Here is a 26,063-nt window from a genome sequence, read left to right on the forward strand (position 1 = left end):
GCAGAGTTTAGAAAGGGATCACCTGAAGAGTAATTCTTCGGGTGATTTTTGGTTCAATAAATAGGCTTTTAATACAAAATATTTTATGAGTTGTAGGTATCGCATATAATTGTGTCAAATATATCAATCCAAATTTTTACAACATATAAATCCAATGTGAAAGTATTAGGAATATTGTCATTACCTTGTTTATCTGTTTTGTACCTAAAATTCATAGATGTGCTATTTTTTGGAAATATAGATTTAATTATTGAATCAATAATTAATATTTCAAATTCATTTTTTTTAAATTTATTTTTTATTATAGGCTTTGCAACTTCCCATAAATCATTTATATCGTGAGTGTATGGGATTTTTGAATTGTTGTAATATAAAATGTTTTTAAATGCCAATTCTAAATATTGCATATAATTAAACATGACAGAGTAGACCATATAGTCAGCCTTAACATCCTGAGAATGTTCGACTAAAATATCACCTGCTTCTTTGAAGGACATAATATAACCAAATTCTTTTGTTGTTTCTGGGAAATTATTTAACCAATGTATTTTGACCATGTATCCCATATCAAAACATAATGAAGAATGTATATTTTTCTGAATATCATCTCTATTTTTATACAAAAAATTTATGATTTTATTAGTAGATTTAGAATCTATATAACTTGTATTTATAAATGATATATGGGATTCTTCTATACATGATTTTATTAGTTTATGTAATTTTTTACTCATTTGTTCTCCTAATAATTAAATTATAATAAATTGTGTTTTTTCAGGTATTCAATTCTCTTTTTTAAAATCTCATCTCTTGACAGCTCTTCAGACTCTTTCTGTGTTAGTGGTAGAGTGTAGTATTCTAGAGACTTATTTTTCATAGAATCAAACTGTTCTTTTGTAATAGAGTAGGACTCCAAGTCAAACAGATTATCGGACAGCTCTTTTAAGATATTACATGCATCAGCGTTAAACGGATGCTCTTTGTCATTACCATAGAACACAAGTTTAACATTCCATTTATTTTCATCGGTTTCAATGTCATTATTGGGGAATTTATCTTCCACAATTATTTCAAATCCGATTTCTTTTTTCATTGCCAGTTCATACATAAATAATACAAAATCTCTCATGCTTGAAAGACCGAAAGTATAGTCACTTCTTCCGGCAAGCCAATCTAAAGATACATTGCATTTATCAGCAATATCTATCAGCACATCAATTGTAGGATTGTTCTTTCCGTTTTCGTATGCAGACATAGAAGGCTGAGGTATTCCTAAAAATTCTGCAAACTCCTTTTGTGTTTTTTTATTTATAGAACGAAGATATTTCAAACGTTCGGATACAGAGTTATTATTCATATTATAATCTCCTATATTTATTACTTCTTATTATATCAAATCGTATACTAAAAATAAAGAGAAATACTGATAAAAATTAAAAATAGCTATTGACATCTAATATATAAATTATTATACTAATATATATTATAAATTCAAATAAATAAGGAAGGATGAGAAAATATGAGAAAGATGTATGTTGATGCTGAAGAAGTCAGTAAAGATTGGGGAGTTTCAAAACCCAAAGCATACAAAATGATAAAAGAATTAAATGAGAGAATGCTAAAAGACAATCCGAACCTGATAGTAATTGCAGGTAAGGTTAATCGAAAATTTTATGAAGAAAACTGTTATGGTCAAACGAAAGAAGTATAGGAGGTGATGATGTGTCAGCCAGTAAGGATAAAGAAAGAGGCACATGGAAAATCTATTTAAGGTATGTTGATTGGCAAGGGATGAAACAGATTCACACAAAGCGTGGATTCGCTACAAAGAGAGAGGCTTTGGAGTATGAACGGGAGTTTTTGGCAAGTAAGTCGAGAGATTTGAATATGCTTTTTGAGTCATTTGTTGAAATCTATTTGAATGATTTAAGACCGAGAATTAAATACAACACCTACTTAACAAAGGTGCATATTATAGAAACGAAAATAATACCTTACTTTGCCAAAAAATCTATAGCTGAAATAACAGCTCCGGATATTTTACAGTGGCAGAATGAATTACTTAAAAAATCTGATGGTGAAGGAAAGTCATATTCTCAAACTTACTTAAGAACAATTCAGAATCAACTAAATGCAATTCTTAATCATGCCAATAAGTATTATGGCTTAACAAGTAATCCCACTTATAAAACTACTAAGATGGGGAAATCAAAGGCACAGGAGATGTTATTTTGGACGAAAGAGGAATATGAAAAATTCGCTGAAAGTATTAAAAGTAAGCCTGTTTCATATTATGCCTTTGAGATACTTTATTGGTGCGGTATTAGAGAGGGTGAATTGCTGGCATTATCAAAAGATGACTTTGACTTTGAAAAGAAAACTTTAACAATCACTAAATCATTTCAAAGGCTAAAAGGAAAAGATTATATTACAAGTCCAAAGACAGAAAAAAGTAATAGAGTAATTCAACTACCACAATTTCTATGTAATGAAATGTCTGATTTCTTCGTAATGTATTATCATCTGGATTCAAAGGCAAGGCTATTTACATTTACAAAATCATATTTACATCATGAAATGGATAGAGGCTGTAAATTATCAGGAGTGAAAAGAATTAGAGTTCATGATTTAAGACATTCACATGTTGCGTACCTGATAGAGCAGGGTTTTTCTCCTGTGGTGATTGCAGAAAGATTAGGGCATGAAAGTATCTCAATAACCTTAAATTACGCACATTTGTATCCATCCAAACAGTTGGAAATCACACGGATTATAGAGAAAGAAAGGAATTAAGTTTAGTCAAGATGAGTAAGATATTTAAAAGAGAAAGTCTACAGTCAAAAGGTAGAAAACTGAAAGTTGATAAAAACAGAAAAAGAAATATTATAGTGAATTTCAGAATGTCTCCGGAAGAAAAAAGTTTATTGGAAGAGAAAATAGCATTGTCAGGATTAAACAAACAGGACTATATGATTCAAATGAGCTTAAATCATAGCGTTGAAGTATTTGGAAATATAAGAGTATTTGACGAACTGAAAACAAAACTGAATATGCTTGAAGAATATTTTAAAAATGTTAATTTGGACTGCGATATTGATGAAAATGAACTTGAACTTCTGGCATATATTCTGGAGATGTTTGAAACGGTGAATAGAAATAAAAATGACTCTACCTACGGCAATAGATAGAGCCAAGAAGCAACCTGATAAGATTGCAAATCTCAAATAACATTTTATCAGGTTGTACTTCTATCATCAACATGATTATGGAGGTAATAACGATGAATAAAGAAAAATATATTAACAATATTCCTCAGGAATTAAAAGAATGCAAGCAATGGTTATGGTTTAAGATTTATCATAACCAATACAAAAATGGGAATACAAAAACTGTAAAAATTCCAATCAGTCCAATTACTTATGAAGCAAATGAATGGAACAAAAAAGAGAACTGGACAGATTTTGAAACTGCTTTAGAGGGACTAGAAAGAAGCGGCTGTGATGGACTATCATTTGTCTTAACTGAAGATGATCCGTTTGTCTGCATTGATTTAGATAATGTTAAGGACAGCTTTGAGGATGTGCAAGACATCATAAGTGATTTTGGCGAAACATATAAGGAAATCTCTGTATCGGGCAACGGAGTCCACATATTTGCCAAGGGTAGAATTCATAAGAATATCAACAATCAAGCTGATCGTTTTGAAATGTATAAATCAAATAAGTGCATTGCTATAACCGGTGATGTCATAGGAACTTGCACAGAAGTAAAGAATGAACAGTATAAGTTAAATCTTTACTATGAAAAATATGCCATTAAAGAAACGATTCAAGAGCAAATTGCATACTATAAAAGCATAGATAGTGATGTTCCGGATATTGAAGGGATTTTAAAAGCAATCTATATGACTAATCGCAAAGGCAGAGAGCTTTTTAGAGGTGAATATTCCACAGGTGATGCAAGTAAAGACGATTTTCAATTACTTCTTATCTTAAACAGCTTTACACATGGAAATGCAGATTTAATGCTTGAGATATTCCTACAATCAGCCCTAAATCGAATGTGTGATATGAGTAAGAGAAGAACGGAGGTTGCGTATATTAAATACTTAAATCAGAGCATTCAAAAGGCACATGAAGTCGGTGGAAACAATTATTGGGATTATAACTATCACAGAAAAACAAGGGAGGCAGTTCGTTGAAAGCATATACGATAAACACTGAGTTTGATGCCTCTGATAAGTATATTGTTGATAACATTATTGCAAGAAAAAGCATTACATTGATTGTAGCCTCACCTAAAAAAGGTAAGACGGCATTAGGACTGAATCTTGGGATATGTATCAATGAAGGAATTGATTTTCTTGAAAACAAGGTGCGTAAAACAAATGTTGTTTACTATTGTAATGAACTATCCGGAAAACTTATTCAAGAAAGAATTAAGAGATTAGATATACCTTGTTCAAACACTATGAAATTTTATGAAGGCACAAGTTATGTAGACTTTGATGAGTTTGAAAGAATTATAAAATCTGATGTTGAATTGGGTTATGAGGTGTTCGTAGTTGATACCTTTTCTAAGATAAAATATGACAGAAAATATAATGCCAATGATTACAATGATACCTATGAGGTTATGGCAAAGTATTATGAGCTTATAGAAAAATATGGTTGCACTTTTATTATGATGTATCACACAAAAAAGGATTCATCTATCAAAAGTGTAAGTGAAAAAGTAATAGGTTCTCAAGCATTATCCGGTTCAGTAGACACTATAATAGCTATAAATAAATCATCGGAATTTGATACAGAGTTTAGCTTAGATTTAACCAGTAGGCTTTTTGAATCAAGGGTATATCAAGTAAAAATTCATCCATCGAAAAAAATATTGGAACTTGATAAAGTGGATCCGATTGAAATGCTGGAACCGTCCATTCAAAGATTAGTTCAACTTATGCCTAAATTAAAAGAAATAGATGGAACAATAGTTGATATTTGCTCAAAGATAAAATTAGAGATAGAAAGTCCGCAGCAATTCGGCAAGACCTTAAATCGTAATAAAGATATTCTCAGGAAAAATGGAATCAGCATTACAATGAAGCGAGGAAAAAACAACAATAACTATCAAGTTAAATATAATTCAGAGGATGTGATTTATTAAAATGCCGTTCAAACCGTTCGTACCGTTTGATGTTTCGTATATAAGAGAATGTCGTACGGTATGAACGGTGCAAACGGTAAATGAAGAATTTACATCTATTTTTTCTGTGCAAGTTAAAGATGAATTTATAAAAATCATGAATTATAGGTAGATAGCAAGCATATACTTTTTGACCACAGTCCAAAAAGTAGACTTGTAAGCTGCAAATTCAGCTTAATCAATTTTACCCTCGCCTAATTATCTAAGCAACTCAAATAAATTTTCGTTGGAGATAATTGGCTGGGGCAGACCCTAGGGAGAACCCTAAGACCCCAAAGAAGAAAGGAGATGTAAAAAATGTCAAAGAGTGTTAATAGAAAAAATAATTGTACCATTCATTTTATGGTGAATGAAGAAGATATTAAGGAACTTAACCGAAGATTTGCATTAACAAATTTTAAGAATAAACGAGAATTTTACAGAGACAGTATTTTTAAAAATAGAATTATCAGCATTGATATATCCGGGGAATTTAGAAAAGAATTAAGGGAATTATCTTCTCTTGTCAGTCGTAACTCAGCGAATCTGAATCAGATTGCAAAGGCAGTAAACAGCACAGGAGTTATTTACAAAGATGATATTGAAGGTATCAAGAAAGCTTTACAAGGGGAACTACTTTTTCTATCAGAATTTAGAGAAAAAGTTTCGGATTATATTATCAATGAGGTGATCGGCTGATGGCTGTTACTAAAATACATCCGATTAAAACTACTCTTAAAAAGGCGATAGACTATATCTGTAACGGAGATAAGACAGATGATGAAATCTATGTTACAACGCACCTATGCAGCAGAGAAAATGCTCATAAAGAATTTGAACTTACAAAGAAGCAGTTTAACTCAAAAACAAAGACTTTGGCTCATCATCTAATTCAATCCTTTGTTCCTGAAGAAGTTAGTTTTGAAGAAGCCCATCAAGTGGGAATTGAACTTTGCGATAAGATTTTAGAGGGGAGATATGAGTATGTTTTAGCTACTCATATTGATAAAGATCATATTCATAATCATATCATTTTCAATTCCATAGATGTGGATGAGGGCAAGGTATATCATTCCTATTACGGTTCCTATATGAACATCAGAAATCAAAGCGATAGGCTTTGCAGGGAACATAACTTATCTGTGATCGACCAAGAAACGCAAAAGGAAATCAACGAAATTAAGCGAAGAAAGTTTGTAAGTTGGCATGATTGGAATGAAGATAAAAAAGGAAGCAGCTATAAATCAAGACTTCAGTTTGATATTGATAGAAGTATAAAGCTGTCTGTCAACTGGCAAGACTTTTTAGACAGGATGAAAAGCTTCGGTTATGAGATAAAACTTGGTAAGCACATTGCCTTTAGAAAGGAAGGTCAACAGAGATTTACCAGAGCAAAGACAATAGGAGTTAATTATACTGAAGAAAGAATCAAAGAGCGAATCCTGAATAAAGACAAAGAACTTGGCAATATTATAAATCTTACAAATAATAATAAAGCAAAGTCCAGCAAAGGATATGAGCGTTGGGCAACAAAGCACAATCTTAAAACTGCCGCTTCTACGCTTGTTGAAATCAGAAATAAAGGTTTTAACTCAATGGAAGAATTGGAGCGTGGTATTAGTCGAATATCAACCGAAAAGAATGAGTTGAAGCGAGAGTTTGATAAGCTGTCATGGGAGCAAAAAAGGATAAAAGAAGTAGTAAAGCATATTCAAATCTGCATCAGCAAAAGAGAACATTATGAAGGCTACCGAAAAAATCCAAACGATAAGATCTATATGATGATGAACAGAAAAGATGTGGAAGCATATCAGAAGTCTTATGAAGAAATAGATATTTTTCTGAAGCAATTTCCGCACTTGAGTCATATTGTAATAGGAGTGTTGAAGACAAAATCAAGTAAAAATCTTTTCAGGAAATTAAATGAGTATTCCAAAGAATTGCATGCTAAACAAGAGGCGATTTCAAAGAAACATAGTTCATTATCAGCACAGTACGAAGAGTTGGAACATTTGAAAAATAATATGAATGAATATATTGGTAGAAATAAAGCAGAGAAAAAAGAGTCGGTTATTGGTGCAATTAGGGAACACCAAAATGAAGAAAGAGATAACCCTAAGGAAAAGAGTAAAATATTGAAAGAAGCTGAAAGATAAATTTATGGTCGGTGTGGTCTTATGACTGTACCGATTATTTTTTTTACAAAAGACAGTTCGATAAAACAGAATAAAATATTGCTATTTATTCAATTATTGTGTTAAAATAGAATAAGTATGATGTATATAAAGACAAAACTGGAGGTTAGTCATGTCAAAGCTTAGTTATAAGAAATTATTTAAAATATTGATAGATATAGAAATGAAAAATACGGAGCTTATGGAAAAAGCAAAGGTGAGCAAAAGCACATTTTATAAAATAAAGAACAGTGAGAATGTTACGACTGATGTGCTGGTAAGGATATGTGATGTATTAGATTGCGATATTTCAGAGATCGTGGAGAGAATAGAAGTTAACGAGGAGAGAAGGGAAAGTGTCTAAACTTAAAGTTATAGATTTGTTTTGCGGTGCAGGTGGGCTGTCCTTAGGTTTTGAGAATGCTGGTTTTGATATTCTTCTCGGTATTGATAATGATGCTAAGGCGTTAGAAACATTTGAGTTGAATCATAAGGGTGCTAAATCAATTTGTGGAGATATAACACAGATTACATATAAAGAAAATATAAAACCTATTATAGGTGATGCTAACATTGATGTAATTATAGGAGGTCCGCCATGCCAAGGAATGTCATTGTCAGGGCCGCGAAAATTTGATGATCCTCGCAATAAACTTTATCTTTCGTATATTCGACTGGTAGATGAAATACGACCAAAAGCATTTGTTATAGAAAATGTACCAGGTCTTGTAGGGCTTTTTGGAGGTCAGATAAAGGACAGTATAATTCAAAAATTTTCGGATATGGGCTATAAAATTGAATATAAAATCCTCTGTGCAGCCGATTATGGAGTTCCGCAGATGCGTAAAAGGGTTGTATTTGTTGGGTATAAAAAAGGAAAATTTGAATTTGTTAAATAGATGCTGAAATCTTGTAAGGAAAATATGAAGGTTAATATGAATATTATTGTTAGCGGGACGAATGATATGTTAAATAATATATTTTCTGTTGCAAGAACAGTAAGAAAAGAAATGAAATTTTTTGAAAGTATTGAGATAGAGGCATTACAGAAGATGTATATTTGCATTTGTTTTAGTGGAAATATATCAAAATATTATCCTAAATCGTGAATATATCAGGCAAGATATTATTATACAACAAAGAAATATATGTTTGATAGTAAAACATTAAATTTGTAATGGAGAGAACTGTGCAAGATTATATCGTACTTTTAGGGAGAGTCAGTCTTGAATATCATGATAAATAAGGAATAAAGTATTTTATAAACATAGCACATAACTTAAAGAATAGATAATCTTTGGGTTATGTGCTTTTTAGGTTCTTTGTCAAATATTGGGGTGGGTTGATTTTCAACCCACTTTTTTCTATCTATTCAATTACAAAGTGTTATAATATGTTTCATGATATATAATTAAGATATAATAAAATGAACCGATCGCAGAATATGACCTTAAAATAGTCAGGACCTAGCCGTTATTGGCTTATAAATGAATTAATGGAATACTTAAGGAGTATCTACAAAAATGAAACCTAGAGAATTATGTGAAAAAGCCTGGCAGGAAATAGCAGGTAATTTCCCTGATTTTAAGATAATCAGCAAAGGACAGAAACTAAAGAAAACATCTAAAAATAAAGACCTTACCTATGAAATTCATTTTCAAGCTAATAGAAACAACTATGAGTGTAGTGTAGAATTTGTACCACATATTTCTGTATATTCAAAAGGCATGAAAAAAGCAAATATCAATAATGGTTTTGTATTTGGTGGGGAGATAGGAACTCTGTTGGGGAGAACTCCATTTAAATGGTGGCAGTTGGCCGGGGCAAGCTATAAATATACTGTGGAAGAAATTAGCGGACTTATCAGAGATTATATAATGCCTATATTTGACGATTTTGAAGATACAGAAACCAATATTGATAATATCCTAAACGGTAAGCCGGCTGTCCATAACCTGCTGTACTATGTCTATTACTTTGGTGGAAAAGATAGGGCTGAAAAGTATTTTAATAAGATCCTTAAAGAAGATAAGTTTAAGAATAAGTACATCAGTTTTTATAATAAGTTAAAAGAAATGCCTAAGGAAGAGATTTCTCAGGTGAGTAATGAGTTTAATGGTGCCGGATTGATACAGTTTGCCTATCTAAATGGACTAAAGATTGAAGAATAATTACGGTTAAAGATACCATTTTCCAATGAGAGTAAGGAAGCTAAATGAACGAATTTAATAAGTACAAATTATTAAGCGAAGGGAAAGCTTTTGGAGATAGAGCTAAAATTGTTTTAGTATTACTTGATAGCAACACAGCTTATGAAGAGCTGAAAGTGGAAGGCGCACAAACTTCAGTTCCCGGAAGTTATAGCTGTATTGGAGGAGATCCGGCTGCAATACTTGAAATGATAACGATAGAATTGATATGCCGCAATCCTCGTGATACCTGGTATTTGCCTGACAGTGTAAAATTTTGGGACAGGAGATTTGGCAGTTTGTTTGAAACAAAGTTCTTTTGTTATGATGACGATGTGGAAACCTGGAGCAAAATACTGAATAAATACTTTATAAAGCTGCAGTGGATGCCTAAAAGAGAAGATTACAGTTCAACAAAAAGTTATAATAATGCATGGGGATATTTTGCAGAGCTGTTAGCGGTAGTAAAAGAAAATAACCATCCTGAATTTAATATTTATTATGAGATTGCTACCGGGAAAGGTATGAGTGATTCAGTATTTGAAAGAAAGCTAAAAGAGCTGTCAGAATTAAAACAGTCATTTGAAAAAGATTAAATGTTACCATTTAATTAAGCCGACAGAGTTTGAATTCTGCCGGCTTTTTGAAAATTTTACTCAATTTCTTCTGAGGCTCTAAGCCCCAATATAAATTCTTCAAAGTTATATGCAAGTACAATTATTTCGAAATCATCTTCTTGTATACATATTGATACCCTCGGTTCTCCGTCTTTGCCACAATTTCTGTAGTCTAAATATATCATTTCATGTCCGCCTGAGATTGTATCGGCAATAATAACACCTACATTTCTTGGATATTCCCATTCATCATACCAAAACTCATTTCCAAATTTTCCAAATATGGAATCTTCCTTTTTTTCAGATATACTGTAGAATTCCTCTAAATCAACACGGTACCTATTTTTTTCATCAAACCAAACATTTTTATTGGGTTTACCACCGTTTTGTGTTTTCATTAGCTCTATATATGATTTCGGTAACTTAACGCCCAGTCTTTTTTCAGCTTCTTGCACCATCTCATCTGTTAAATTATCTCCGGTACAGACTTTATTTATATACTCACTTTCCCTCCAAAAACTTTTGAAGTCAATATTATCAAACATTGTTGATCCCCCACTTTTTCCAAACTTGAATTAACTTATCAACTTATATTATAATCATGTTTAGCAATTAAAGTAAATATTAATAAAGATAAATCCTACCCAGGGGAGGTTTTAATGAGTGAAAATAAACTTATGGATTTGAAACAACAAATGATCAAGCTGATTGAACATTTAGGCAATGAAAATATTATTACAGGTGTAAGTGCAAAGGACAGTCAAACATTTGACGAATTGGTTATTTTACTGAGAGATACACTCAAAGAAGAATACCCGAAGACAAAGTTGAAAAGAATTATGAAAAGCGTTCATTATGCAAACGGTTTTAGTGATTTGGATTTAAAACAAAGTGCATTTATACTTGATGAAATTGAACAGTATCTTTGTATAAATAAATTTCTTAATCATGATAAGTCGGTTAAATACTTCAATAAGCGTATAGTATCAAACGAGTTTGAAATAAATCCACAAAATATGGTTTTGGTTATGATAGAAAGCTTGCTTTGCAGTAAGAGTTAAGTTGTAGTTTTATAATATTTTTGGAGAATTGAAAATGGGAATAATAGCAAATTATCAATATTTAAGCGACAAAAACTTAAAAGAGATGAAGCTCTTTTATAATGAAGCAGTTGATGATATTGAAGATGATAAAGACGGTAGTGATGATATAGAAATACAACTGGATATGGATAAGATGTGGGATGCGCTTCACTTCGCACTGACTGGAGTTGGAAAGGATGATGCTATAGAAAATAATCATCTTAGTGAGGCTGTTTTTGGAGTGAACTCTATTAAAAGTTCAGGGGAGTATATAGCTTATACACAAAAGTCGAAGGTTAAGGATATAGTACTTGCACTTGAGGATTTTGATATAGATAAAGCCTTGGAGAATCTAAGTATAAGCCGGTTTAAAGAAGCAAATATATATCCGAATATCTGGGATTATGAAGAAGATGCTGATAAAATAAGAGAAGAATTAAGGACATATTTCCAAAGACTAAGAGATTTTTATAAGAAAATACTTGAAGTAAATGGAAATGTAGTGATTATTATTTGCTAGTATAATGGAAGGTGGAGACCGGAAATTCAAAAAGTCTTCAATTGTTTGGAAATAGTGTGGGAATGATAAAACAGTATTTATCAGAAAATAAGTATAAAGTTATAAGAACTTAGGAGAATATATGTATTTAGGTAATCGAAAGTTTTTGAAGGATTCTTTGGAAGTGGCACATGAATATCTTAAAACTGCTATGCAGGATGAAAAATCTGCGGTTATACTTGAGAGCAGGGAGCTTTATAATCAGGCTGCGTACTTTTACGTGCAGGCTATGGAAAAACAAATTAAAGCCCAAATTGCTCAGATTGTGGATGTGACAAATGCTTATTATAAGGAAATGATAAAAAAGACTATCGGGCATTCACTTGATAAGTCAATTGAGATATTGGTGCAGATATACGGCAAAGGCAATGCTATGGTTGAGGACAGACTGAGAGAACAGATGCTTACAAAGGTTCTAAAGGATATCAAGTTTTCGGCACTTCACAATAAAACCAGATATCCGGATTTTGATGAGAATAAGAAAAAGTATGCTGTAATAGAGATGGGCAAAATAGATTGTGTAGAGCTTGCAAAAATGCTCAAAGCACTTAAGCAATATTTAACGGACTTGGAAAGATATACTGACTTATAGGAATGGAATGATTATGGTTGGCAAAAATATGTGTGATTATTGTTCTAATATCAAAAAGACAGAATACTTTTCCTCACCCAAACTATATGAAGAAACCATAGAGTATATTAAAGATCTGGTTGAAAACAGGGGTTTTATAGTAGTTGAGGGAAGTTGCAAATTAGGAGAACATAAAAAAGACGGACATTGGGTTGATGATATTATTTACCATATTATAAAATGTCCGAAATGCGGGAAGAGATTTACCTGCATTGTAAATACATATAGGGGTGGTGGATCTTTTGAATAACTATCACTTTGTAATAAATATGTATTTTTTATTTAACATAGAGAAAGAGATTTTATGATAGAGTATACTAGCGGAAATATTTTTGAGAGTGGTGCAGATTGCTTGATAAATGCGGTAAACTGTGAAGGAGTTATGGGAAAAGGAATTGCTTATCAGTTTAAGTTGAAATTTCCTGAAAATAACAAGTCGTATATTAAAGCATGTAAGTCAAGTGAATTGACAATTGGAAAAGTACATTATTTTACTGAAAATGGAATTACTATTGTAAATTTACCTACTAAAAATAAATGGCGTGAAAAATCAAAGATAGAGTATATTAAAACGGCAATGGATTATTTTGTCGATATATTGCCAAAACTGGAGGTAAAAAAGATTGCTATTCCACCTTTAGGATGTGGCAATGGAGGTCTTAATTGGGAAGATGTTAAAAAGGTAATAGAATGTAAACTGGAAAATATTTCGGATAAATATAATTTTATAATCTTTGAGCCTGCATTTTCAAGTAAGTCCGTAATTACGAAAAAACCTGGAGCTAATATTGCAAGTCTGATTTTACTTGATATCAGATTGAACTTAAAGAGGTTTAATAATATAAGGCTACACAAGACCTGTTACTTTCTGAACTTTTTCCTTAAAGAAGAGTATTTTAAATTTGATAAATGGAAGTCAGGTCCATATTCAAGTGTAATTGATACTGTTGCAAAAGATATAAAAGAATATCAAGAATACTATGGAATAGATGATGCGGAAAAACTTTTGATGAGATATACAAAGTAATATGTAGTGAGAATGTAAGCAATGAATTTAACAGGCTACATATTGCAGTACAAAAGTCAGCTGAGTATGTTAATGTTATACAGACAGACAAAAAATTGGATTGTATTACATTGATTTTATATTTAATACAAACAGGTTGTTTGCAAAATAGGGAACAGCTAATAGAAAACCTTAAATATAAGTTGGAAGACAAAGTGAATAAATTTTCGGATAAATATATTTTTGAATGTATTGAGTATCTGGAAAGTACACTAATTATATCAAAAGATATAAATGGTAATTATTTTATTGGGGATTAAAATAAAGGAGAAATTAATGAGTTTTTTATTTGTAGCACTTGGTGGAGCGGTTGGAGCAATGGCAAGATATGCGATAAGCCTTATACCGGTTAAAACAGGATTTCCGATACTTACACTTATTACAAATATAGCAGGTGCAATATTAATCGGTTTTATTGTCGGGTTTACAAGTAACAAAGACAATATATCGGGTAATACCGTGCTGTTTTGGAAGACGGGTATATGTGGCGGATTCACTACATTTTCTACATTTTCACTTGAAGCGTTTAACTTGCTTGATAATAAGCAATATACATTAGGCGGATTATATATTGTACTAAGTGTTGTATGCTGTATATTAGGCATATTATGTGGAAAGAGGTTGGCTTCAGTGGTAAAGTTATAATCATTGTATAAAATGAAATAAAACGCTGTAAAATTTCACGTTGAATTTCGCAACATTTGGCGTATAATAAAACTTATAGAAACAATATTAAATCAAAGGAAGGAGATAAAAGAATATGGCAAATATTTTACCTGTATCTGATTTGAGAAATTATAATGAAGTCTTGAAAAATTGTCATAAGGGAGAACCTGTATATTTGACCAAAAATGGCAGAGGACGTTTTGTAGTTATGGATATTGAAGATTATGAGCGTGATCGTGCAGAGAAAAAGCTTTTGATGAAGTTGCAGGAGGCTGAAGAGATGGTAAAAGATGGTGAAGGTTGGTTGGATTTGGATGAACTGAAAGCACTTGTGGGAGAGTAAGATGTTAAGACTAAGGATCAATCCTATTGTTACAAAAGATCTTAATAGTATCCGTGAATATATTGCAGAAGATAATGAAGAATATGCTACAAAGACAATTAAAGAAATTTATGCTAAATTTGAGAACCTCCAAATGTTTCCGGGAATAGGAGCCGATCTTTCAAAGCGTGTCAGTTTTAGGACGGATTATAAATACGCAATATGGGGAGATTATGTGATTATCTATAAAGTAGGAAAAGAGTATGTTGATATTTATCGTGTTATTAACCGATATCAGGATATTACGAGGATATTTGATTGATTATAAAAATATAATACACCGAGAGGAGTAAGATATGCTGTTGGATGCAGAAAGATATGCAAGTGTTATCGAATTCGGAAAGGATGCGGTAACTAAAATCAACGAAGGTAATTTAAAAGAGGGATTTGAAAGTGCAGATAAAGGCTGGAGTGCCTTCCCGGAGTCGGGGGCCAAGTGGAATCAGGGCTATGGGTATGCTAAATCTTTCTTTAATAAAGCTATTGAAAATAATGATTTGGTAAATGCCAAAATATGGCTGGATAGAATGAATGAAAATAATGAGAATCTACATAATTTTGATGAAGAATTGGAGCATATGAAGGGAAAGTATGCATATGAAAGCGGTGAGCTTGATAAGGCCTTTGAAATATGGCAAAAAATTGTAAAGATAAAGGCGGTAAGTTACAGATACTTTGAATATGACGATCCTAAGTATAAGGAATTCTATAAGTCAAGAAAATAAAAAATAAAGCACATAGCCTTGAGAAACTCTAATCTATGTGCTTTTTAATTTTATGAGAATCTGCCTTTAGCCATCTCATAGGTCTCATCTGCAAGAGACATTGTAGATTTTCTATGTGAAACGAGAACAATAGTCTTTCCTGCGCTTTCCTCTGAGAGTGACTTTAAGATAATACCCTCATTCAGTACATCAAGATTGCTGGTAGGCTCATCCAGAAGCAGGAAATCACCATCATGTAAGAAGGCTCTGGTAAGCCCTATACGCTGCTTCTCACCGTCAGAGAGCGAATCACCCAGCTCGCCGACATTGGTATCATAACCGTTTGGAAGGCCTAATATAAAGTCATGTATACTTGCTTTCTTAGCAGCATTTTGAATCTCTTCAAGAGTTGCATTTTGCTTTGCAACTCTTATATTATCTGCAATAGTTCCCTGAAACATTACAGTTTCCTGAGTAACATAGCCTGTTATTTCACGAAGATTCTCAGTATTAACATCCTTTATATTCTTTCCTGAAATATGCACTTCACCTGTTTTTACATCCCAGAATCTCATCAGCAGTTTTAATAGTGTAGATTTACCGGATCCGCTTACACCATGTATTCCAAGTACCTGACCTTTCTTTATATCAAGAGAAACATTATCAAGTATAGTTTCATCTCCATAGGAGAAGTTTACGCACTCAACATCAGCACCTTCAAATACAGTATTTTCTTTACCGGATACTTCTTCAACTACCGGTTCTTCTTCAAGCAGCGAAAGTACACGCTCACCACAGGCAAGAGTCTGATTGAGATTGTTTGATAAAGAAGACAGTGCAACAGTAGGTCCGAATGAACTCATCATAGCCAGGGTAGCAATCAGCATCTGAGAAAAAGTTATACTCTCATTTTTATAAAGCATCAACATAGAAAAGAACATTACCCATGAGAAAAGTTGAATAACAATATTTGTAGCTGCTCTTTGAGAACCCTCGAAAAAGCTGAGCTTTTTTTGATTATCAGACAGTTCTAAAGACTTTGAGTCCATCTCATTTAAGCGTATCTCGCCCTGATTATACTGTAATATTTCATCCACACCATACATGCTGTTAATGACAAAGTTATTCAGTTCACCTACATTATTTCTAAATTTCATTCCGGCATCTGCACTGCGACTACCGTTCCAAAGAGGAAGAGCAATTCCTACAGTCATGTATGCAAGTAATGAAATAATACCTGCAATAAGATGTTGTGACCATATAAATATAACCATTATAAGAGATGTGATAAAAGCAATGGCTATAGGTGATATGGTATGTGCAAAGAATACCTCCAATAACTCTATATCACTTGTTATAATAGCAATAAGGTTACCTTTTTCCTTACCCTCAAGTTTTGCAGGACAGAGTTTTCTAAGTACAGCAAAAACCTTATGTCTTATAATTGCAAGTATTCTGAATGCGATATAGTGATTACAGTACTGCTCACCATAGTGAAGAATACCCCTTGCAACAGCCATTACGATAAGGGAAATAAATATTGTTCCTGAAAGATTTGGAGCGGAAGTAAATCCGTTATTTAACAGAGTATAAAGTCCATACAGTATACCGTAGCCACCTGTAATAGTAAGAAAGATGGCACATAAAAAGCCGATGACTCCAAGAAAAATTCCAAGTAACATAACGCCTGTCAAGGGCTTTACCAAAACAATCAGGCTTCTCATAATAGAAAGCCCGGATCTTCTTGTGGTTTGTTTCATTATTGTGCCACCTCCTTTCTTTTTGAGAAATTCTCAAGATTCATCTGCTCTGTAAAGAGTTTCTCATAAGCACCTTTATTATTCATAAGTTCAAAGTGAAGCCCTGATTCTACAATACTTCCGTTCTTAAGCATAAATATCTCATCACTGTTAACTACATTTGCAAGTCTGTGTGATATAAGAATTATGGTTTTTGTCTTCGATAATTCATGTATTACATTCATTATTATCTCTTCACTTCCGGCATCAACATTTGAAGTGGCCTCATCAAAGATATATACCGGTGTATTATGAAGAAGAGCTCTTGCAAGTGAGAGTCTTTGCTTTTGTCCTCCCGAGAGATTGCTTGCATTTGAGGTCAGTTTTGTATCAAGTCCGTATTGAGAATTGATAAAGTCAAGAAGGTTGACCTTCTCCAGTGCCTCATTCATTTCTTTTTCTGTAGCATTTGGATTGCCCATCAAAAGATTTTCTCTTACAGTACCTGTAAATATCCAACTGCGATGCCCTACCAAAGTAAAATTAGAGAGTATTGTTTCGCATGTAAGTTCACTATGCTCGTCATTATTTATCTTCAGGCTTCCTCTGTATTTAGGATTTTTACCCATAAGTATGCCTGCTATAGTGGATTTACCGGAGCCTGAGACACCTACTATTGAAACAAAGGACTTTGGTGCAATAGTCATATCTATTCCATTTAATATGGTCTTACTTGAGTCATATGAGAAAGAAAGATTCTCAAGTGATATTTTTATCTCTTTATCATTTATCTCTTTACTACCTCTTTGTTGCTCAGGGAGATCAAGGAATGCAAATATACGATCACTTGCTTTCATTCCGTTCATACCTATATGGAAAAAACTTCCTAAAATTCGCATTGGAAGGAAAAATTCTGCTGCAAGGAATAAGATCATCAGCATCCCAAAAAGAGAAATCTCAGCTTTATAAAACTGTGAAAGGGCACTGATAATTCCTACAGCCGCACCGCCATATGCCACTATATCCATAACAGAGGTACTGTTAAGCTGCATCATCAAAACTTTCATTGTTATTTTTCTAAATTGTTCCGACTCTCTATCCATATCATCTGCAGCAGTCTTATCAGCCTGATATATCTTAAGAGTTGTCATACCTTGCAGCTTTTCAAGGAAGCTGTCACCAAGACCGTAATATATGTCAAAATAATGGCTGAGCAGCTTTTTAGCTACCACCATTACAAGCATTATAACTATAGGTATCAGTGGAACTGCTACAAGAAGAATAAGGGCAGATTTCATGCTGATTCTCATTACAACTATAAATAGAGTAAGTGGAGCAAGTAAGGAGTAGAAAAACTGACTCAAATATCTGCTAAAATATACTTCAAGCTGTTCCACACCCTCACCTGCCATTTGTACGATTTCAGAGGTATGTACCTGTTCTCTATAAGCAGGACCCAAGCGAAGTACCTTTTCATAGATACGGTTACGCAAGATTCTCTTTACATTTGCACCTGCATGAAAACTTGCTTTTGTGTAGAGTTTGTCACATACCGCTCTTATCAAAACACCTGCAATGACGACAATAACAACTCTTGGAATATGTGATTCAAAGGCTGTATCTAAGAAAACTTCTTGGATAAGCCCGGTAATGTTTATTGCAATGATTATTTGCATAATAAGAGATATCCATTGCCAAAGAACCTGGTAAAGGATATACTTTCCGGATCCCTTCAAAAGACGAATAAGTCTCATTTTAATCATAAACTAAAGACCTCCATATTATTTTGTAATATCAATAAATATAGCATATTTGGAACACCTAACTTCAGGCTATATTTTTAATTTAGCTGTTAAAGATGTAAGAGCATGTTGTATACACATGATTGGGTGGTAAAACATGATACGCGGTCCTGAATAACGCATTACCTCCTTGATTTTTACTCTCATATCAGGAGAATAACAGTGAACCATACAATTACTGCAAAAACTTTTACTTTCCATAAATGGACAATGCTCAATTCTTGAGCGTGCATAGTCCATAAGCTTCTGACAATCTTTACATAGAGCGGTATTATGGCCATGCTTCCCACGACAGTATATTTCTATCATCCGAGTTACGGCCTGTAATTCATCATGCCTTTTCTTTTCTATTTTTTCTGAATTCATACAATTTATCCTTTCAATATAGGAAAATGAAAGATTCAATAATAAACGTAGATTATGTATATATAAATATAGCATGATTTAAGGTTTTTTTCTATGATAAAATGTTAGGGAAGCCTAAAATATTAGTTGTATTTCAGCTGGAAATCAAAAAGTTAAAATGATAGAATAAAATTATGGTAAATATTGAAAGGAACATAAACTATGTTTTCAAAAATAAAAGAAAGAGGCTTAAATACAGGTGATTTAAAGTTAATTGCTGTTGTGGCAATGACAATAGATCACTTGACATGGCTGCTTTTTCCGGGACTTCAAAGGGTATGGTTTGTATGTGCACTTCATATAATAGGACGACTTACCGCTCCTATTATGTGGTTTTTTATAGCGGAGGGTTCTTATTATACTAAGGATTCTGTAAAATACATAAAGCGATTATTTTTATTTGCTGTAATATCACATTTTGCATACAGCTTTGCCTTTGGACTGAGTTCTTTGCCGTTTAAAAGCGGAATATTTAATCAGACAAGTGTTATATGGTCACTTGCAATAGGAGCAACTCTGATATTTGCAGTGCAAAAACATAAATTACCTACTTTTGTAACTGTAGCCCTTATAATACTTGCAAACCTGCTTTCATTTCCTGCCGATTGGTCATGTATTGCAGTTATGGTTCCCTTTTTCTTGTATATGCATAGAGGGGATTTTAAAAAGCAGTCAGTGGATTATATTATTTTTGCTTTAGTATATGCGGCTGTTTATTTTATATTCATCGACAGGGTTTATGCGGTATTACAGCTGTTTATTTGTTTGTGCATACCACTGCTTAGAATGTATAATGGTGAAGTCGGAAGCAATAAAAGCATGAAATGGTTGTTTTATATATACTATCCGGCACATTTATTTTTAATAGGTTTTATCAGAATATTATTATATGGAAATATAAATATTTTATTTTAAATAAGGGGGACATATGGTAAAAGGTTGGAAAGACAAGCTTGAAAATCATGTAAATCTAAATGAGAATATCTTTGTTGATATGAAGGTCAAAGGCAATGCAGAGTATGATTTTTGCTGTTTTGGAGTGGATGAAAACGGAAAACTTTCAGATGACAGATATATGATTTTCTATAACCAAAAGGTGAGCCCAAAAGGTGAGGTAAGTGTTGAATATATAGCTGATGGAGTAAGGTATACTCTAAATCTGCCAACAATTCCCGATTTTATCAATAGGTTGGTATTTACTGTAAGTATTGACGGCACTCAGACTATGGGAGAGATGAATAGTCTTGATACTAAAGTATATCAATCCGGAGCTAAAGATATAGAAATGACACTTGGAGGCAATGATTTCTCCAAGGAAAAGGCGGTTATTGTCATGGAGATATACCGCAAAGATGTTTGGAGAATAGGATGCGTGGCAAGTGGATTTGACGGCGGACTGTCTTCACTTTTGAAATACTTCGGTGGGGAAGAAGTAAGTGAACCGATACAGGAGCCTGTTGTGGAGAAACCTGTAAAAGTATCTCTTGAAAAGAAGATGGAAAAAGCACCTGAGCTTGTAAGTCTTGTAAAACCTCTGGTATTTGAGTTAAAGAAAAAGAATCTTGAGACTACAGTTGCTAGAGTTGGACTTGTTTTAGATATCTCAGGGTCTATGGTACCTAGATTTAAGAACGGCACTGTTCAGTCTATTGTAAATAAGACATTGCCTTTGGCAGTACAGTTTGATGATGACGGAGAACTTGATTTTTGGTTTTACGGAACTACAGCGAGGAAGATGAACAGCGTGAATTTAAAAAACTACACGTCGGCAGTTCCCGAAGATTGGAAACACCTGATGCTGGATCTTGGCGGAAGAAATAATGAGCCTATTGTAATGAGAATGGTAGTGGATGAATATAAGGATACCAAGATTCCTGCCTATGTACTTTTTATTACAGACGGAGGTGTAAACCAAAAAAGAGAAATACAAAATATCATCACAGAGGCCTCACATCTGCCGATTTTTTGGCAGTTTGTGGGGGTAGGCGGTAAGAACTACGGTATACTGGAAAAGCTGGATACCATGACCGGAAGATATGTGGACAATGCAGGATTTTTTGCTTTGGACGATTTTAAAAAGGTATCAAATGAAGAACTTTATGCCAGGTTATTGGAAGAGTTTCCGTCATGGCTTGAGGAAATAAAGAAAAAAGGAATGGTTTAGATTTATGCTATAATGTAGCTCAAATAAAGGTATTTTCTGCATTTGGTTAAGGAGGTAGCGGATGTACTATACAATAACATTAAATCCGGCAATAGATATGCTTACAAAGGTTGAAAATTTTGAACTTGGTAAGTTAAACAGAACCGGAGAATCGGATTATGTTGTAGGTGGAAAGGGTATAAATATTTCACTTTTGCTTAAAAATATCGGTATAGAAAGTAAGGCATTGGGCTTTATAGCAGGATTTACAGGATATTTTATAAAAAATGAATTAAAAAAACAGGGAATAGAATCTGATTTCGTTGAAACAAAGGGATTTACAAGAATTAATATCAAATTGACCACAGATACCGAGACTGAAATTAACTCTCAAAGCAGTAAGGTAAGTGCAGAAAATATAAAAGAGTTTTTTGGTACGCTTGAAGGATTAAACAGCGAGGATACCGTTTTTTTATCAGGTAATATTATACCGGGTATGGAAAGTTATGATTTTGTAAAAATAGCTGAGAAGGTAAGACAAAAAGGCGCAAAGCTTGTTGTTGACAGCAATAAGGATATGGTCCTTAATACTTTAAAATGCAAACCTTTTATTGTAAAGCCTAATGAATTTGAACTGGGAGAAATGTTTGGAGTTGAATTAAGCACCATTGAAGATATAAAAAAGTATGCCGGAAAACTTCAGGAAATGGGTGCACAAAATGTACTGGTTTCAAGAGGAAGTAAGGGGGCAATACTTTTCACATCTACAGGTGAAGTCCTTGGTGCAAATATAGCAAAGGGTAAGGTTGTCTCAACTATAGCGGCAGGTGACAGTATGCTTGCAATGTTTGTAGCAAAGTATGATGAGACCAAAGACTTTAGACTCAGTTTGCAGTATGCATCAGCGGCAGGCGGCGCTACTTCATTTTCTGCAGGAGTAGGTAAAAAAGAATTAATAGAAGAACTTTTAGTTCAAATAAAGGTTGATGAGGTACTATAATTTTAGGGGGTAAAATGAATTTAACACAACTTATTCAATTTGACTTGATTCAGTTCGGCTTTATGGCAAAAGATAAAAAAGATGCCTTGAATAAGCTTACTGATATGTTGGTAGAAGAAGGCATAATCGGAAATAAAGATGAGTTTTATAAGGCTCTTTTGGGAAGAGAAGAACTTTCAACTACCGGAGTAGGTGACGGAATAGCAATACCTCATGCCAAGGCAAGTTGCTTTGAAAAGGCTATGATAATATATGCTAAAAGTGATGAGGGAGTTGAATGGGAAAGTTTTGACTCTCAGCCGGCAAAGCATATATTTATGATTTGTGCTCCTGCAAACGGTGCTGATGAGCATTTAAAGGCACTGGCTACACTTTCCACAGCACTTATGAATCCTGAGGTTAAAGGTAAGCTTGACAATGCTACCACAAAGGAAGAGGTAAAGACAATCTTTGAGGACTTTGTAAAGTCAACCGAGGAGGTAAAAGAGAAGCCTAAGGAAGAAAGCGGCAGTGAAGACAAGAAGTACATTATTGCCGTTACAGCATGTCCTACAGGTATTGCCCATACATTTATGGCTGCAGAGAAGATAAAAGAAGCGGCAAAGGAGATGGGACTTGATGTCAAGGTTGAAACCAACGGTCAAATCGGTGTAGAAAATAAACTTACTAAAGATGATATTGAAAGAGCTGTAGGTATTATCGTTGCGGCTGATAAGAAGGTTGAAATCGCAAGGTTTGACGGACATCCTACATTATTTACTAAGGTTGCAGACGGAATAAATAAACCTAAGGAACTGATACAGACCGTTTTGGACGGAAACGCAGCCGTATATCATCATAGCGGTGAAAAGAGCAGTAGCGAAAGCACAGAAGGTGAGAGCGTAGGACGTAAGATATATAAGTATCTTATGGAAGGCGTCAGCAATATGCTTCCATTTGTAGTGGCAGGCGGAATACTTATAGCTTTGTCATTTTTCTGGGGTATTAATGCTTTCAATCCGGAGGATCCAAGCTACAATAAATTTGCTGAACTTTTGTTTGTACTCGGTAAGCTTGCATTCAGTATGATGCTGCCTATATTGGCAGGTTTTATAGGAAGAAGTATCGCCGACAGACCGGGATTTATAGTCGGTATGGTAGGTGGAATTCTGGCAGATCCAAGTATACTCGGATTAAAAAGTGCGGCATGGCTTAATTACACACCTTCGGGATTTTTAGGTGCTTTGGTGGCCGGATTTTTGGCAGGCGGTATTATTATCGCACTCAGATATATATTCTCATGGATTCCACGTTCACTTGACGGAATAAAGCCGATATTTTTATTCCCTGTACTTGGATCATTTATAATGGGTGTTTTGATGCTCTTTGTAGTAAATGCTCCGATGGCATTTATTATGACATCATTTAAGAACTTTATCGAAGCTTTGAGCGGTGGAGAAAAGGTTATCTTAGGATTTGTAGTAGGCTCCATGATGGCTATAGATATGGGAGGTCCGATAAATAAGGCTGCGTATGTTACGGCAACAGCGCTTGTTACAACATCCGGAACGGCAGGAAGTGATGTTATGGCTGCAAGTATGGTAGGAGGAATGATACCGCCGCTTGCTATTGCACTTTCGGCTACGATTTATAAGAATCTTTGGCCTGAAACACAAAGAGGAAGTGCTTTTGTAAATTATGTAATGGGATTTGCATTTATAACAGAGGGAGCAATACCTTTTGCGGCAAGTAATCCGATAAGAGTAATACCGCCACTGTTTTTATCAAGTGGTGTGGCAGGTGCGCTCAGCATGATTTTTGACTGCAGATCAAGGGCTCCACATGGTGGAATGTTTGCGGTTTTGGTAGGTGCTGTGACAAACCCTGTAATGTATTTGCTTGCTTTAGTTATCGGAACCGTAATGGGTGCATTCCTGTTGATAGTATCACTGAATCTTGGAAAAAAGAAAGAAAACTAGAAATTACAGGCTTATGGGTTTTACCATAGGCCTGTTTATGAATTAAGATATTTAAAATTGAATGGAGATAATATGGAATTTAGAGCAATGAGAAGATTTAAACAGCAGCTGACAAAAGAGGAGTGCTTTGAAATACTAAGGAGTGCACCAAGAGGAGTTATAGCTATGAACGGTGAGAACGGATATCCTTATGCTGTTACGATAAATCAATATTTTGATGAAACTGAAGGAAGAATATATTTTCACGGTTCACTGCAGGGGCTTAAGGTAGATCTTTTGGGAAAAGATAACAAGGTGTGTTTTACAACTACAGATGAGGGCCATATAGAAGAGGGAGACTGGGCAAATACATTCAAAAGCGTTGTATGTCTGGGGCATGTAGAAGAAGTGAGCGACAAGGAAAAGATATATGATCAGTTAAGAAGACTTGCTAAAAGATTTTATCCAAGCCCGGAATCCATTGAAAAGGAAATTGAAAGCGCAGGCAGCAGAGTGAAAATGTATGTAATGAGTATTGACCATATAACCGGTAAACTGGTGCATGAAAAGTAAAGAGGCTTTATATAGGTGGAATGAGCGGATAGATTAGTATATAATTGGGATATAAATAAATGGAGGTAGTATAGTGCCTTTTAAGATTATAAGAAATGATATAACGAAGGTAAAAGCGGATGCTATTGTAAATACAGTAAATCCTTACGGTTTTATAGGACGTGGAGTTGAAACCGCCATATATAATGCGGCAGGAAGCAAAGAGCTTTTAGAGGAGCGAAGAAAGCTTGGAAATTTATATCCCGGAGATGTCGGTATTACACCTGCATTCAATCTTGATGCCAAATACATTATTCATGTAAGCGGTCCTGTTTGGAAGGACGGAAGAAGTAACGAACTTTCTATACTTAGGCAATGCTATGATAAAGCGCTGCATATGGCAGTTGAAAATAATTGCAAATCCATAGCATTTCCTTTGCTTGCAACAGGTACATACAGATTTCCGGAAGAAATCGGTGTAGCTATAGCTGTAGAAGCCTTCACGGAATTTTTAAAAGATTATGAAATAGAAATATTTCTTGTGGTTTTCGGAAGTGATGCGGTACGGGTATCCGGTACTCTGGTGGATAAAGTTACAGAGTTTATAGATGATGATTATGTAGCTGCGGCAAATGCTACAGAGTATCTGCCTGTGGATGAAGATTACTACGCATATGAAGATGATGAGGAATATCTTGGTTACAAAGATCCGCCATATCAGAACCTGAATGTAAGAAAACCGGAAGTGGGCGAAGCTCAACATGATTATAGCCATTCTTCTTTAAACGTACCGGATTTCTTGAGAAAGAGGAAGCTTGAGGATGTTTCTGAATCACTGGAGGATCTATTAAAGAAGATATATACTGAATCTTTTGGAAAACATTTGCAGCAGCTTATAAACAAGAAGGGATTGAAAAACTCCGAGGTTTACGCAACTGCAAATATCTCAAAGCAGTATTTTTCAAAGCTTTTAAAAGGAAATGTAAAGCCTTCAAAAGAGAAAGTACTGGCACTTGCAGTCGGACTTAGATTAAATATTGATGAGACGGTGGACTTTTTAAGAATTGCAGGATATGCACTTTCACCTATTTCACAGACCGACAAGGTGGTGGAATACTTTATAAAAAATAAAGATTACAATGTAATAAAAATAGACATTGTACTGTTTGACTTTGGATTGGAACCGCTTTCAAGTTAAATGTAAAAGGTCGCCTTAGGGTTGACCTTTTTTTGGCTT

General features: G+C 34.0%; 33 protein-coding genes. 27 read left to right on the forward strand and 6 right to left on the reverse strand.

Going from position 1 to position 26,063, the window contains the following annotated elements; translation table 11 throughout:
• Window positions 1-83 precede the first annotated feature (83 nt).
• Window positions 84-734, reverse strand: a complete 651-nt coding sequence (locus HMPREF1135_RS00305; protein WP_007590788.1) for a HEPN domain-containing protein — start codon at window positions 732-734, stop codon at window positions 84-86.
• Between the two features lie 20 nt (window positions 735-754).
• Complete coding sequence (locus HMPREF1135_RS00310) at window positions 755-1,357, reverse strand: helix-turn-helix domain-containing protein (RefSeq protein ID WP_007590789.1); 603 nt, start codon at window positions 1,355-1,357, stop codon at window positions 755-757.
• Between the two features lie 162 nt (window positions 1,358-1,519).
• On the opposite strand from HMPREF1135_RS00310, the gene HMPREF1135_RS00315 reads away from it, so the two are divergent.
• The 12 genes from HMPREF1135_RS00315 to HMPREF1135_RS00370 all read left to right on the forward strand — a co-directional run bounded on the left by HMPREF1135_RS00315 (window position 1,520) and on the right by HMPREF1135_RS00370 (window position 10,137).
• On the forward strand, window positions 1,520-1,711 hold the full coding sequence (locus tag HMPREF1135_RS00315; RefSeq protein WP_007392548.1) for a hypothetical protein: 192 nt from the start codon (window positions 1,520-1,522) through the stop codon (window positions 1,709-1,711).
• Between the two features lie 11 nt (window positions 1,712-1,722).
• Window positions 1,723-2,793, forward strand: coding sequence for a site-specific integrase (locus HMPREF1135_RS00320; RefSeq protein WP_007590790.1), 1,071 nt, complete (start codon window positions 1,723-1,725; stop codon window positions 2,791-2,793).
• 11 nt (window positions 2,794-2,804) lie between these two features.
• Window positions 2,805-3,188: a plasmid mobilization protein gene (locus tag HMPREF1135_RS00325; RefSeq protein WP_007590791.1), complete on the forward strand. Its 384-nt coding sequence runs from the start codon at window positions 2,805-2,807 to the stop codon at window positions 3,186-3,188.
• Between the two features lie 92 nt (window positions 3,189-3,280).
• Complete coding sequence (locus HMPREF1135_RS00330; RefSeq protein WP_007590792.1) at window positions 3,281-4,201, forward strand: hypothetical protein; 921 nt, start codon at window positions 3,281-3,283, stop codon at window positions 4,199-4,201.
• The gene (locus HMPREF1135_RS00335; protein WP_007590793.1) at window positions 4,198-5,160 is read left to right on the forward strand and encodes an AAA family ATPase; all 963 of its coding nucleotides are present in this window, start codon (window positions 4,198-4,200) and stop codon (window positions 5,158-5,160) included. Before HMPREF1135_RS00330 ends, HMPREF1135_RS00335 begins: the two co-directional genes overlap by 4 nt.
• A 336-nt stretch (window positions 5,161-5,496) precedes the next feature.
• Window positions 5,497-5,877, forward strand: a complete 381-nt coding sequence (locus HMPREF1135_RS00340; protein WP_007590795.1) for a plasmid mobilization relaxosome protein MobC — start codon at window positions 5,497-5,499, stop codon at window positions 5,875-5,877.
• A complete protein-coding gene (locus HMPREF1135_RS00345; protein WP_007590797.1) occupies window positions 5,877-7,334 on the forward strand; it encodes a relaxase/mobilization nuclease domain-containing protein in 1,458 nt (485 codons plus the stop codon). The genes HMPREF1135_RS00340 and HMPREF1135_RS00345 overlap by 1 nt, the downstream gene beginning before the upstream one ends.
• A gap of 151 nt (window positions 7,335-7,485) precedes the next feature.
• A complete protein-coding gene (locus HMPREF1135_RS00350) occupies window positions 7,486-7,716 on the forward strand; it encodes a helix-turn-helix domain-containing protein (RefSeq protein ID WP_007590799.1) in 231 nt (76 codons plus the stop codon).
• Entirely contained in the window at window positions 7,709-8,251 is a 543-nt protein-coding gene (locus HMPREF1135_RS00355) for a DNA cytosine methyltransferase (RefSeq protein WP_007590802.1), read from the forward strand. The genes HMPREF1135_RS00350 and HMPREF1135_RS00355 overlap by 8 nt, the downstream gene beginning before the upstream one ends.
• 36 nt (window positions 8,252-8,287) lie before the next feature.
• Window positions 8,288-8,461 carry a hypothetical protein gene (locus HMPREF1135_RS00360; protein ID WP_242824829.1) on the forward strand — a complete coding sequence of 58 codons (174 nt, stop codon included), beginning with the start codon at window positions 8,288-8,290 and terminating at the stop codon, window positions 8,459-8,461.
• Window positions 8,462-8,875: 414 nt separating this feature from the next.
• Complete coding sequence (locus tag HMPREF1135_RS00365) at window positions 8,876-9,523, forward strand: DUF4304 domain-containing protein (protein WP_007590805.1); 648 nt, start codon at window positions 8,876-8,878, stop codon at window positions 9,521-9,523.
• A 44-nt stretch (window positions 9,524-9,567) separates the two neighbouring features.
• Complete coding sequence (locus HMPREF1135_RS00370; protein WP_007590807.1) at window positions 9,568-10,137, forward strand: hypothetical protein; 570 nt, start codon at window positions 9,568-9,570, stop codon at window positions 10,135-10,137.
• Between the two features lie 56 nt (window positions 10,138-10,193).
• Here the strand turns inward: HMPREF1135_RS00370 and HMPREF1135_RS00375 are convergent, their stop codons facing one another.
• On the reverse strand, window positions 10,194-10,703 hold the full coding sequence (locus tag HMPREF1135_RS00375) for an SMI1/KNR4 family protein (RefSeq protein WP_007590809.1): 510 nt from the start codon (window positions 10,701-10,703) through the stop codon (window positions 10,194-10,196).
• 114 nt (window positions 10,704-10,817) lie between these two features.
• Between HMPREF1135_RS00375 and HMPREF1135_RS00380 the strand changes: the two genes are divergently transcribed.
• The 9 genes from HMPREF1135_RS00380 (at window position 10,818) to HMPREF1135_RS00420 (ending at window position 15,269) form a co-directional block, all read left to right on the forward strand.
• On the forward strand, window positions 10,818-11,219 hold the full coding sequence (locus tag HMPREF1135_RS00380; RefSeq protein WP_007590812.1) for a hypothetical protein: 402 nt from the start codon (window positions 10,818-10,820) through the stop codon (window positions 11,217-11,219).
• Window positions 11,220-11,253: 34 nt separating this feature from the next.
• The gene (locus HMPREF1135_RS00385) at window positions 11,254-11,760 is read left to right on the forward strand and encodes a YfbM family protein (RefSeq protein WP_007590813.1); all 507 of its coding nucleotides are present in this window, start codon (window positions 11,254-11,256) and stop codon (window positions 11,758-11,760) included.
• Window positions 11,761-11,881: 121 nt separating this feature from the next.
• Window positions 11,882-12,391 carry a hypothetical protein gene (locus HMPREF1135_RS00390; protein ID WP_007590815.1) on the forward strand — a complete coding sequence of 170 codons (510 nt, stop codon included), beginning with the start codon at window positions 11,882-11,884 and terminating at the stop codon, window positions 12,389-12,391.
• Window positions 12,392-12,404: 13 nt separating this feature from the next.
• The gene (locus tag HMPREF1135_RS00395; RefSeq protein ID WP_242824830.1) at window positions 12,405-12,680 is read left to right on the forward strand and encodes a hypothetical protein; all 276 of its coding nucleotides are present in this window, start codon (window positions 12,405-12,407) and stop codon (window positions 12,678-12,680) included.
• A 54-nt stretch (window positions 12,681-12,734) separates the two neighbouring features.
• Entirely contained in the window at window positions 12,735-13,457 is a 723-nt protein-coding gene (locus HMPREF1135_RS00400) for a macro domain-containing protein (protein ID WP_007590818.1), read from the forward strand.
• Window positions 13,458-13,772: 315 nt separating this feature from the next.
• Window positions 13,773-14,141 (forward strand): fluoride efflux transporter CrcB, encoded by a 369-nt coding sequence (gene crcB, locus HMPREF1135_RS00405; RefSeq protein ID WP_007590819.1) that lies wholly within the window; start codon window positions 13,773-13,775, stop codon window positions 14,139-14,141.
• Between the two features lie 115 nt (window positions 14,142-14,256).
• The gene (locus HMPREF1135_RS00410) at window positions 14,257-14,505 is read left to right on the forward strand and encodes a type II toxin-antitoxin system prevent-host-death family antitoxin (protein ID WP_007590820.1); all 249 of its coding nucleotides are present in this window, start codon (window positions 14,257-14,259) and stop codon (window positions 14,503-14,505) included.
• A 1-nt stretch (window position 14,506) separates the two neighbouring features.
• Window positions 14,507-14,806 carry a type II toxin-antitoxin system RelE/ParE family toxin gene (locus HMPREF1135_RS00415; protein WP_007590822.1) on the forward strand — a complete coding sequence of 100 codons (300 nt, stop codon included), beginning with the start codon at window positions 14,507-14,509 and terminating at the stop codon, window positions 14,804-14,806.
• Between the two features lie 34 nt (window positions 14,807-14,840).
• Window positions 14,841-15,269 carry a hypothetical protein gene (locus tag HMPREF1135_RS00420; protein WP_007590825.1) on the forward strand — a complete coding sequence of 143 codons (429 nt, stop codon included), beginning with the start codon at window positions 14,841-14,843 and terminating at the stop codon, window positions 15,267-15,269.
• 50 nt (window positions 15,270-15,319) lie between these two features.
• Here HMPREF1135_RS00420 and HMPREF1135_RS00425 read toward each other — a convergent pair whose 3' ends face one another.
• The 3 genes from HMPREF1135_RS00425 to HMPREF1135_RS00435 form a co-directional block, all read right to left on the reverse strand.
• The gene (locus HMPREF1135_RS00425; protein ID WP_007590827.1) at window positions 15,320-17,008 is read right to left on the reverse strand and encodes an amino acid ABC transporter ATP-binding/permease protein; all 1,689 of its coding nucleotides are present in this window, start codon (window positions 17,006-17,008) and stop codon (window positions 15,320-15,322) included.
• The gene (locus HMPREF1135_RS00430) at window positions 17,008-18,750 is read right to left on the reverse strand and encodes an ABC transporter ATP-binding protein/permease (protein ID WP_007590829.1); all 1,743 of its coding nucleotides are present in this window, start codon (window positions 18,748-18,750) and stop codon (window positions 17,008-17,010) included. Before HMPREF1135_RS00430 ends, HMPREF1135_RS00425 begins: the two co-directional genes overlap by 1 nt.
• Before the next feature lie 69 nt (window positions 18,751-18,819).
• Window positions 18,820-19,155 carry a nitrous oxide-stimulated promoter family protein gene (locus tag HMPREF1135_RS00435; RefSeq protein ID WP_007590831.1) on the reverse strand — a complete coding sequence of 112 codons (336 nt, stop codon included), beginning with the start codon at window positions 19,153-19,155 and terminating at the stop codon, window positions 18,820-18,822.
• Between the two features lie 201 nt (window positions 19,156-19,356).
• Here HMPREF1135_RS00435 and HMPREF1135_RS00440 point away from each other — a divergent pair, with 201 nt between their 5' ends.
• The 6 genes from HMPREF1135_RS00440 (at window position 19,357) to HMPREF1135_RS00465 (ending at window position 26,024) form a co-directional block, all read left to right on the forward strand.
• On the forward strand, window positions 19,357-20,109 hold the full coding sequence (locus HMPREF1135_RS00440) for a TraX family protein (protein ID WP_007590832.1): 753 nt from the start codon (window positions 19,357-19,359) through the stop codon (window positions 20,107-20,109).
• A gap of 13 nt (window positions 20,110-20,122) precedes the next feature.
• Complete coding sequence (locus tag HMPREF1135_RS00445) at window positions 20,123-21,358, forward strand: VWA domain-containing protein (protein WP_007590833.1); 1,236 nt, start codon at window positions 20,123-20,125, stop codon at window positions 21,356-21,358.
• A 61-nt stretch (window positions 21,359-21,419) separates the two neighbouring features.
• Complete coding sequence (gene pfkB / locus HMPREF1135_RS00450; protein WP_007590834.1) at window positions 21,420-22,337, forward strand: 1-phosphofructokinase; 918 nt, start codon at window positions 21,420-21,422, stop codon at window positions 22,335-22,337.
• Between the two features lie 14 nt (window positions 22,338-22,351).
• Window positions 22,352-24,295 carry a PTS fructose transporter subunit IIABC gene (locus HMPREF1135_RS00455; protein ID WP_007590835.1) on the forward strand — a complete coding sequence of 648 codons (1,944 nt, stop codon included), beginning with the start codon at window positions 22,352-22,354 and terminating at the stop codon, window positions 24,293-24,295.
• A gap of 72 nt (window positions 24,296-24,367) precedes the next feature.
• The gene (locus HMPREF1135_RS00460) at window positions 24,368-24,847 is read left to right on the forward strand and encodes a pyridoxamine 5'-phosphate oxidase family protein (RefSeq protein ID WP_007590836.1); all 480 of its coding nucleotides are present in this window, start codon (window positions 24,368-24,370) and stop codon (window positions 24,845-24,847) included.
• A 73-nt stretch (window positions 24,848-24,920) separates the two neighbouring features.
• The gene (locus HMPREF1135_RS00465) at window positions 24,921-26,024 is read left to right on the forward strand and encodes a macro domain-containing protein (RefSeq protein WP_007590837.1); all 1,104 of its coding nucleotides are present in this window, start codon (window positions 24,921-24,923) and stop codon (window positions 26,022-26,024) included.
• Window positions 26,025-26,063: the final 39 nt, after the last annotated feature.

Origin of the sequence: Lachnoanaerobaculum sp. OBRC5-5 (genome assembly GCF_000296385.1) — a bacterium.
GTDB lineage: Bacteria > Bacillota > Clostridia > Lachnospirales > Lachnospiraceae > Lachnoanaerobaculum.